Origin of the sequence: Arthrobacter gandavensis, from assembly GCF_039528575.1 — a bacterium.
GTDB lineage: Bacteria > Actinomycetota > Actinomycetes > Actinomycetales > Micrococcaceae > Arthrobacter_B > Arthrobacter_B citreus_B.
In genome coordinates, this window is record NZ_BAAALV010000002.1 from 547,794 (window position 1) to 555,977 (window position 8,184).

General features: G+C 66.7%; 10 protein-coding genes. 4 read left to right on the forward strand and 6 right to left on the reverse strand.

Translation table 11 applies throughout. From position 1 onward, the window contains the following. Positions 1–227: 227 nt before the first annotated feature. Positions 228–470 carry an HNH endonuclease gene (locus ABFX29_RS16635; RefSeq protein ID WP_152227224.1) on the forward strand — a complete coding sequence of 81 codons (243 nt, stop codon included), beginning with the start codon at positions 228–230 and terminating at the stop codon, positions 468–470. Here ABFX29_RS16635 and ABFX29_RS05800 read toward each other — a convergent pair. From ABFX29_RS05800 to ABFX29_RS05810, 3 genes are all read right to left on the reverse strand, one after another. Continuing rightward, positions 467–1,162: an HAD family hydrolase gene (locus tag ABFX29_RS05800; RefSeq protein ID WP_152225663.1), complete on the reverse strand. Its 696-nt coding sequence runs from the start codon at positions 1,160–1,162 to the stop codon at positions 467–469. The genes ABFX29_RS16635 and ABFX29_RS05800 overlap by 4 nt on opposite strands. Positions 1,163–1,473: 311 nt before the next feature. Beyond that, positions 1,474–2,142: an alpha/beta hydrolase family protein gene (locus tag ABFX29_RS05805; protein ID WP_152225665.1), complete on the reverse strand. Its 669-nt coding sequence runs from the start codon at positions 2,140–2,142 to the stop codon at positions 1,474–1,476. A gap of 37 nt (positions 2,143–2,179) precedes the next feature. Next, entirely contained in the window at positions 2,180–2,629 is a 450-nt protein-coding gene (locus ABFX29_RS05810) for an Lrp/AsnC family transcriptional regulator (protein ID WP_152225667.1), read from the reverse strand. 80 nt (positions 2,630–2,709) lie between these two features. On the opposite strand from ABFX29_RS05810, the gene ABFX29_RS05815 reads away from it, so the two are divergent. Further along, on the forward strand, positions 2,710–3,444 hold the full coding sequence (locus ABFX29_RS05815) for a LysE family translocator (protein ID WP_152225669.1): 735 nt from the start codon (positions 2,710–2,712) through the stop codon (positions 3,442–3,444). 120 nt (positions 3,445–3,564) lie between these two features. On the opposite strand, the gene ABFX29_RS05820 is transcribed toward ABFX29_RS05815, so the two are convergent. From ABFX29_RS05820 to ABFX29_RS05830, 3 genes are read right to left on the reverse strand one after another with little or no spacing between them, the layout of a single operon-like run. After that, positions 3,565–4,809, reverse strand: a complete 1,245-nt coding sequence (locus ABFX29_RS05820) for an NAD(P)/FAD-dependent oxidoreductase (RefSeq protein WP_152225671.1) — start codon at positions 4,807–4,809, stop codon at positions 3,565–3,567. A gap of 1 nt (position 4,810) precedes the next feature. Continuing rightward, complete coding sequence (locus ABFX29_RS05825; RefSeq protein WP_152225673.1) at positions 4,811–5,134, reverse strand: 2Fe-2S iron-sulfur cluster-binding protein; 324 nt, start codon at positions 5,132–5,134, stop codon at positions 4,811–4,813. A gap of 22 nt (positions 5,135–5,156) precedes the next feature. Continuing rightward, entirely contained in the window at positions 5,157–6,461 is a 1,305-nt protein-coding gene (locus ABFX29_RS05830; protein WP_152225675.1) for a cytochrome P450, read from the reverse strand. A 118-nt stretch (positions 6,462–6,579) separates the two neighbouring features. Here ABFX29_RS05830 and ABFX29_RS05835 point away from each other — a divergent pair, with 118 nt between their 5' ends. Beyond that, positions 6,580–7,476, forward strand: a complete 897-nt coding sequence (locus ABFX29_RS05835; protein WP_152225677.1) for a LysR substrate-binding domain-containing protein — start codon at positions 6,580–6,582, stop codon at positions 7,474–7,476. Between the two features lie 79 nt (positions 7,477–7,555). Next, positions 7,556–8,155: an antibiotic biosynthesis monooxygenase gene (locus ABFX29_RS05840; RefSeq protein ID WP_275124628.1), complete on the forward strand. Its 600-nt coding sequence runs from the start codon at positions 7,556–7,558 to the stop codon at positions 8,153–8,155. Positions 8,156–8,184 lie beyond the last annotated feature (29 nt).

Below are 8,184 nucleotides of genomic sequence, written 5' to 3' on the forward strand. Positions count from 1 at the left end.
CTTACGAGCTGAGGAAGATCACCGAGCGTGAATTTCTGGATCATTATGAACGGCAGAGGCAATATCCCAAACTTGTGGCGCGCGTCAGTGGGCGCCGATATTGGCACTATCAGGATAGGTTTTATTGGGAAGCTGAAGGCCTCAATGCCGATCAGGTGTATGCGCTCATCACTTCGAAGGCTCATCGGCAGCGTCAGCAGGTGGAGCGGGCTCAGGCCATCGTCGCCATGGGCTCAAACCCCAGGCAGAATACGAAGAGAGCGCACATACCGGACGACCTGAAACAGCTGGTGTGGCTAAGGGACGGCGGAAGCTGCCAGGCATGTGGATCTTCGTCGGAATTGCAGTTTGACCACGTTATCCCAGTAGCGCTGGGAGGAAGTAGTACAGAGGATAATCTCCAAATCCTCTGCGGGCCGTGCAATCGGTCCAAATCCTCAGGGCTCACCGTGCGGAGAGGGAGAAACTAAGCCGAAGCGGAAACCCGCTCCGCAACCAGCGCCTGCAGATCCTCAACGGTGTGGCCGGCCAGGGTTTCCCAGCGGGTAATCCCGGGCTGCTGGGGAACCTCGACGGCGTTGGGCACGGCGAGGGTGACCGCACCTGAGGCCTTGGCAGAGGCAACTCCTGGGAGTGAATCCTCCACTGCAACAATGCGGTCCAGGTCCATGGACGTGCCCAGTTCTTCCCCCATCAGCTTTGCCGCCAGCAGATAGGGCTCCGGATCGGGTTTGCCCAGGGAGACCATCTCGCCGGTGACCAGGAAACGGAAGGTTCCCTCCGGGAGCTGATCGGCAATGACGTGGGCCAGCAGCGCTTCACTCATGGTCACCATGGCGCACGGGATCTCGGCGGCATACAGCTCGGCCAACAGTTCCCGGGCTCCGGGACGCCAGGGGATTTCCTGCTGGACGGAGCGGACAACGCTGTCCAGCATCCCGTCAAGGATCTCCCGGATCCCCAGCTCGGCCCCCGCAGCCTGCAGTGCACGGGCAGAATCCGGAAGCGCATTGCCCACCAGTGCCATGGCCTGCTCGTCGCTCCAGCTCACCCCAAACCGGGCCATGAGTTCTTTCTCGGCAGCGAACCAGTACGGTTCGGTGTCCACCAGGGTTCCGTCCATGTCCCAGAAAACTGCCTGCAGGGCGGGGTTGGGTGCCAAAAGTCCTCCTGGACAAGCGCCGCAGGAGCCCGCGGCAGATCAAGCGAATAGTCGATAACGGCTGGGCGCCAGGTGGAGCGCAGCGCACTCACTGATCGTGGCAGTGCCGCCGGGTTCCGTCAAAACAGAAGACGCCGGGCAGAGTCCTGGCGAACCTTCGGGGAGCTGACGTCCCTTAGGGACCTTCAGCGACAACCCTCGGGGAGTAAACGCTGCTTTGGGGCGTTCAAAGCGACGTTATCTCCGCAATGGTTTGGGCTGGCGCCCTCAAAGCGACGTGATCTCCCCGGAGGTTGCGACCAGCCCTGCCGCTAACTCCGGTGGGAACGCATGAAGTCCAGCACCGGCGCGGCCAGTGACGCCCCGATCACGTCCTGCGGCCGCTTGTTCCCGGCGACCTCGAACATGTGGTTTCCGCCTTCAATACGCTCGACGACGGCGTTCGGCCCGATCCTTTCGGCCACCGGTTCCAGCTCACCCGGCAGCGCGAACGGATCCCGGGTGCCTTGGAGGAACAGCATCGGCAGGGTGAGCCCATACAGGTGCTCGTCGCGCAGCTTCTCCGGCTTACCCGGCGGGTGCAGCGGGTAACCGAGATACACCAGGCCCGCAGCCTGCATCCCCTCGGCCACGGCCATGGAAGCCATCCGCCCGCCAAAGGACTTGCCGCACGCCCACACGGGCACGCCGCCGGCATTGTCCTCCGCCGCAAACATCACGGCCCGCCACGCGGCAATCGCGGCCGGCGCACGGTCAGGGAACTTCTTGCCGGCCTCCCGGTAGGGGAAGTTGAACCGCCAGGTCGCCACGCCGCCGTCGTTCATCGCGTCGGTGAAACCGGTGAGGAAGGGGTGCTCCATGCCGGACCCGGCTCCATGCGCCACCACCATGGACGCCCACGCATCGGCGGGCCTGGCGAACACGGCACTAACGGTCCCGTCCCCAACGTTGACGGTAAGTTCCTCGGTTTCAGTGGGCATAGGTTCCAATTTACGGGAGGCCTCCGCGCCGCTCACCTCACAGCGGCAGACCGGCTTCTTCCTTGACGGTCTTCATCACGATGGTGCTGGTGAGCTTCTCCACCCCGGGCAGGTTCACCAGCACATCGTCGTAGAACTGCTGGTAGCCGGGAAGATCCGCCGCAATCACCTTCAGCAGGAAATCCGGATCACCGAAGAGGCGGTCCGCCTTCACAATCTGCTCGTGCCGGCCGACGGCCTCCTCGAAAGCCAGCATCTGCGTGCGGTCGCGCAGGGTCACGAACACCAGGGTCTGGAAGCCCAGCCCGACGGCGGCAGGATCCACCACGGCACGGTATCCGGTAAGCACCCCGGCTCGTTCAAGCTCCTTGATCCGGCGGTGGCACGGTGCGACGGTCAGTCCCACCCGGGCGGCCAGCGCCGTCGCACTCATCCGTCCGTCATTTTGGAGCAGGCGCAAGATTTCACGGTCAATGGCGTCAATCACGCAAAAACCATATCGTGAAACCCGTTTGTGCAGCATATTCCGGTCAGCACTTCGCGCCATGTTTTTCCTAGGGTTGAGGAATGGATCTTTCACAGCTCGCGGGGTTCGCGGCGGTTTCGATCACCCTGGCCATGACCCCGGGTGCTGACTGGGCGTACTGCATCTCCTCCGGCCTGCGCGCTCGGCGCGTGGCCCCCTCCGTGGCCGGGCTCTGCGCCGGCTACCTGGTCCACACCGCGCTGATCGTCGCCGGGCTCGCGGCATTGATCGCGGCTTCACCCGGGCTGCTCACCGGCCTGACCCTGGCCGGCGCGGCGTACCTGTTGTGGCTGGGCATCTCCACGATGCGTTCCTGGCGCGGCGCCGGATTTACAGACGGAAGTACGACGCCGGTGCCCGCGTCTGGGGCGGAGTCAGAACCGGCCGTAGCGGAGGGCTCCGGTTCAAGTGGCTCCGGGTCCGTGGCCCTGGCCGTCCGCGCGCCGGTCCGCTCCCGCCGCGCCGTCGAACGCCGCGAGTTCCTCAAGGGGCTGGGAACCTCAGGCACCAACCCGAAGGCGCTGCTGCTGTACCTGGCCCTGATCCCGCAGTTCGTGGATCCGGCGGCAGCCCTGGCGCTGCCGCTGCAGTCCCTGGTGCTGGGGCTGTCCCACTTCGGTGTCTCCGTGCTCGTCTACACCCTGGTGGCGCTCGGTGCCCGGCGGTTGCTCCGCTCCCGGCCTGCAGCAGCCCGCGCGGTCACCCTGGCCAGCGGCATCCTGATGGTGTGCGTGGCACTGGTCCTGCTCGGCGAGCGGCTCCTGCTCCTCGCCTGACCCGGCCCGCCTACCCCGGCCCGGCCCGCTAATCGAGATGGCAGAAACTGCCCGTTTGAGGGCTCAAAAGAGCAGTTTCTGCCATCTCGATGGGGAGCGGGAGGGGGGAGGGGGAGGAGGCTAAGCGGACGACGACGCCGCGACGGCCTGCCGCGCCAGTGCCTTCAGGCTGAAGCCGGGGGCAGCAGCCTCCTCAAGCGCCGGACTGATCCCGGCCGCCAGCAGCTTCCGCGCACCCAAATGCTCCCCGGGCGAATTCACCGACTCCACGGCGGCCAGCCGTTCGTTCCGGAAACACAGCACAGAGAACTTTCCGGACTCCGGATCGCCGCTGAACACGGTCCGGTCCCCGGGTGCGGACAGACCGGCGATCTGCAGCCGCAGGCTGCCCTGGTTGCTCCAGAACCATGGCAGGTCCGTGTACGGCTCGGCCGGTCCGAGGATGGACCGCGCCGCATGCCGTCCCTGGTCCGTGGCGTTCTGCACCGACTCGACCCGGATCCGCGTGCCCGCATGCACCGACGGGAAACTGGCGCAGTCACCCACGGCCAGGACCGACGGATCCGAGGTGCGCAGGGAGGCGTCCACCACTATGCCGTTCCCGGTTTCCAGCCCGGCCGCGGCGGCCAGCGCATCATTGGGCACGACGCCGATGCCTGCCACCACCAGATCCGCCCGGTACCGGGAACCGGTCGTGGACACCGCCCAGCCAACCCTGCCGTCCATGCCCGGCTCGAAGGAGGCGATGCCTTCGTTGAAGCGCAGCCGGATTCCGGCACGGGCGTGGGCCCCGGCGAACCAGGTACCCATGGCGGGGCTCAGGGCCCGGCCCATGGGACTCGGCGCGAACTCCAGCACCGTCACTTCACAGCCGCGTGCCCGGGCAGCGGCGGCGACTTCCAGTCCGATGAAGCCGGCACCCACCACCACCACCCGGCGGGCCGCAGCCAGGGCAGAGTGGAGTGCCTCGGCGTCGGGCAGTGTCCTCAGCAGATGCACGCCGGGAAGGTCTGCGCCCGGGCAGGTGAGCGCACGGTTCGCGGTGCCGGTGGCAAAGACCAGGTGCCGGTAGCCCACCTGTTCCCCGCCGGATAGGGTCACGGTCCGGGCAGTGCGGTCCACAGCGGCTGCACGCACGCCGCTGCGCAGCGTGATCTCCTTGTCCGCAAAGAACGATGCCGCGCGGAGCGGCAGCGGTGCAGGGTTGCCCTCGGGTGCCAGATAGTCCTTGGACAAGGGCGGACGCTGGTAGGGCAGGCCCGGTTCCTCGGCGATGACCGTGATGCCGTCCTGGTAGCCGCCGCTGCGCAGCGAGTCCGCAACCTGCAGCCCGGCCTGCCCGCCGCCGATGATGACTACGGACATCTCAGACCTGTTCCGACGGAACGTCGACAACGATCCCGTCCAGTTCCGCACAGGCCTTGATCTGGCAGCCCAGGCGGGAAAGCTCCGTCCGTTCAGCTGTGGTGCAGTCCAGCATCTCCTCTTCGTCGTCACTGGGCTCCGGGAGCGCGGCGGCGAACTCGGGGCGGACGTAAACGTGGCAGGTGGCGCACATCGCCTGGCCGCCGCATTCCCCGACGATGCCGTCCACTCCGTTGGTGACGGCAGCGCGCATCAGGGACGTGCCCGGCTCCACGCTCACAGTGGCCGGCGCGCCCGAGGGCTGGATAAAGGTAACGGTGTTCATGGTTCTCCTAGGAAAGTCGGGGTTAGTCCCAGCGCACGGGCATCTTGAGCATGCCGCGGAAGACCCAGCCGGCGTCGACCGTTTCTGCCGCCGGGTCCAGGCGCAGGCGCGGGAAACGGTCAAAGAGTGCGGGCATGGCCACCTGGGCCACCTGGGTGCGGGCCACCCAGGTGCCGGCGCAGAAGTGCGTTCCGCCGCCGAAACCCAGGTGCGGTTTCCTGGGCCGGTGAATGTTGTAGGTTTCCGGGTCCTCGAAGACCGCCGGGTCACGGTTGGCGGCACCAATCACGACGCCGATGCGCGCTCCCTTGGGCAGGCGAATGCCCTCCAGCACGGTGTCCCGGGTGGCTTCCCGCGGGTACATGCCGATGGGGGCCACCCAGCGGACGGATTCTTCGAAGGCCGCGGCGTACAGCTTGGGGTCCTCCTGGAGCGAGGCGAGCTGGTCCGGATTCTCCAGCAGTGCCCAGACCGTGGTGCCCAGGACGTCCCGCGGCTCGTTCAGCCCGCCGCCAATGGTCATCTTCAGGTTTGCGCGGATGGCTTCCAGGGGGATCGGCATCGAGGCCAGCCCGGAGAGCAGCGAGTGGTCCGGGTTCTTCCGGAAGTACGGCAGCATTTCGTCGATCGCGGCATCCACCTCCGCAGAGGAGCGGGCGCTCTTTTCCCAGACATCGGCGTCGTCCGCGTAGTTCCCGGTGCCGTCGATCATCGTCTGGCTCCAGCGCTGCAGGTCCTGCTGCGTGGCGTTCTTAAACCCGCAGACCAGGCGCAGGTTCTCCGCGGCGTAGGGCGCTGCGTAGTCCCAGACGAAGTCGGCGCCGGAGCCCTTGGCCTCCAGCTCCCCAAGGTACTTCTCGTTGTTCGCCTCGAAGAGGGCTTTCCAGTGGTTCTTGATGGTTCCCGGACGCAGTGTGGACCCGTAGGAGTCCCGTTCAACCCGGTGTTCCGGATCGTCCTTGCGGAGCATTGAATGGCCCATGGACCGCTTCATCAGTGAACCGGTTTCATCGGCGGAGAAGGTTGCGTCGTCCTGCTCGATGGTGTGGCAGGCGGCGTAGCTGGTCACCATGTAACGGTTCACCGCCGGCACCCAGTGCACCGGGGCTTCCTCGCGCATCCGCCGGTAGATCGGGAACGGGTCCCGGTAAAGGTCGGGGATGGTTACCCAGTCGGCCACGGGCGCCTCGCGGATTCCCCCGGCCGGGGGAATGGTGCCGGGAGCGCCGGCGGCCGCACCAGGGAAGACGGCTTCGGTGGAGCCGTTGTCCGCCGGCACGCCGGAAAAGGGGCAGCCGGGGGACTGGGTGGTATCCGGGGTGGTCATCGGTGATCTCCTCGTGTGCGTTGCGGCGGCACCCGCCTGCCTCCCAGTGTGCCGTGCGTCATATCCCCGGTAAAGTACAAGAAATCATTGAATATCCACGCTTTGAGTGAGGTTAAGTATGCTCAGGTACACCCTGCGGCAACTGGAGGTCTTCGCCGCCGTCGCTGACCAGGGCAGTATTGCGGCTGCGGCCCAGAGTCTGCATGTCTCCGAGTCGGCAGTGGCCGGGGCGCTGAACAACCTTGAACGGGCCTTCGGGGCGCAGCTGGCGATCCGGCGGAAGGCGCACGGCATCACACTGACCACGGCCGGGCAGAACGTGCTCGGCCGGGCGCGGAGCCTGCTGGTGGACGCCGTTGACCTGCAGCTCCACGCCGGCGGCAGCGACGTCGAGGTGCGCGGTTCACTGGTCCTGGGCTGTTACCTGACGCTGGCCCCGACGGTGCTGGCCCGCCTGATCGAGCACTACGGGCGGCGGTATCCGCTGGTGGAGCTGGACTTCTATGACGGTCCGCAGTCGGAGATCCACCGGCGGCTGGCGGACGGACAGCTCGACGTCGCCATCGCCTACGATCTCTCGCTTCCGGCGGGGCTGAACCGGCAGCCGCTGTTCGCGGCCGAACCGGCCGTGGTGCTCTCGGCAGGGCACCCGCTCGCGGAACGGACCGAATTGTCCCTGGCCGATGTGGCGCCCGAACCCATGATCCTGCTGGACGTTGATCCCAGCCGGGAGAACACCATGACCATGTTTGATGCCGCCGGCCTGGTGCCGAACGTCCGGTTCCGCACTACTGACTATGAGGTGACGCGCTCGCTGGTGGGACGCGGGATGGGCTACGCCATCCTCGTCCAGCAGCCGGCCGGGGAACTGTCCTATGAAGGCCGTCCGCTGGTAGTGCGGCCGCTTAGCCCCGCGGTCCGTCCGGTTCCGGTCTCCATGGTGTGGCCGTCGGCCCTGCGGCCCTCCCGGAGTGTGGCCGCGATGCTCGGCCTCGCCGCCGAGCTGTACGGCTGAACAGCAACGGGGTGCCCGCAGCAGCCGGGGAAGGCTCCGGATTAGTCCGGCACCGCAGTACCCCCGGATACTTGGAAACATGACATCAACGCACACTGACACCCTTCCGGCCCGCGGGCCGGAGGCGGTGACGGTCTCCATCACCCGGCGGGTCGATCCCCGCCGTGTGCCTGAGGCCACCCACTGGGTCCAGGAGGGCGTCAACCTCGCCAACACCTGGCCCGGGTTCCTCGGCTCCGGATGGGTCCGCACCTCCGCCACCTCCGATGAATGGCACATGCTCTACCGCTTCTCCGACGCCGCTGCCCTGGATGCCTGGGAGCATTCCGAACCGCGCAGGGAATGGCTGGAACGCGGCCGGGACATGGTTGAAGACCGCACCGTCACCCGCCGCACCGGGATTGAAGGCTGGTTCGACTCGCCGTCGTCCACCACCGACCTTCAAGCTCCGGTAAAGCCACCGCGCTGGAAGCAGGCCGTGGCCATCTGGCTGGGCTTCTTCCCGGTGAACCTGGCTTTCACCTGGTTGGTGGGCCTGGCGGTTCCGGAGTGGGACAGCCTGTTTATGCCGCTGCGCGTGCTGATCACGACGGCGATCCTCACCCCGATCATGGCCTATTGGGTGCTGCCCTGGGTCACGGGCCTGCTCCAGCCGTGGCTTCAGCGCCGGCGGTCCTAAAAGCCAAAACCACGACGGCGCCGCCCGGG

Bases quoted from the DNA above. Each gene is read 5' to 3' on its own strand.
- ABFX29_RS16635 (WP_152227224.1), top strand. From the start codon at position 228: ATGGGCTCAAACCCCAGGCAGAATACGAAGAGAGCGCACATACCGGAC.
- ABFX29_RS05805 (WP_152225665.1), bottom strand. From the start codon at position 2,142: ATGCCCACTGAAACCGAGGAACTTACCGTCAACGTTGGGGACGGGACC.
- ABFX29_RS05815 (WP_152225669.1), top strand. From the start codon at position 2,710: ATGGATCTTTCACAGCTCGCGGGGTTCGCGGCGGTTTCGATCACCCTG.
- ABFX29_RS05820 (WP_152225671.1), bottom strand. From the start codon at position 4,809: ATGTCCGTAGTCATCATCGGCGGCGGGCAGGCCGGGCTGCAGGTTGCG.
- ABFX29_RS05825 (WP_152225673.1), bottom strand. From the start codon at position 5,134: ATGAACACCGTTACCTTTATCCAGCCCTCGGGCGCGCCGGCCACTGTG.
- ABFX29_RS05830 (WP_152225675.1), bottom strand. From the start codon at position 6,461: ATGACCACCCCGGATACCACCCAGTCCCCCGGCTGCCCCTTTTCCGGC.
- ABFX29_RS05835 (WP_152225677.1), top strand. From the start codon at position 6,580: ATGCTCAGGTACACCCTGCGGCAACTGGAGGTCTTCGCCGCCGTCGCT.
- ABFX29_RS05840 (WP_275124628.1), top strand. From the start codon at position 7,556: ATGACATCAACGCACACTGACACCCTTCCGGCCCGCGGGCCGGAGGCG.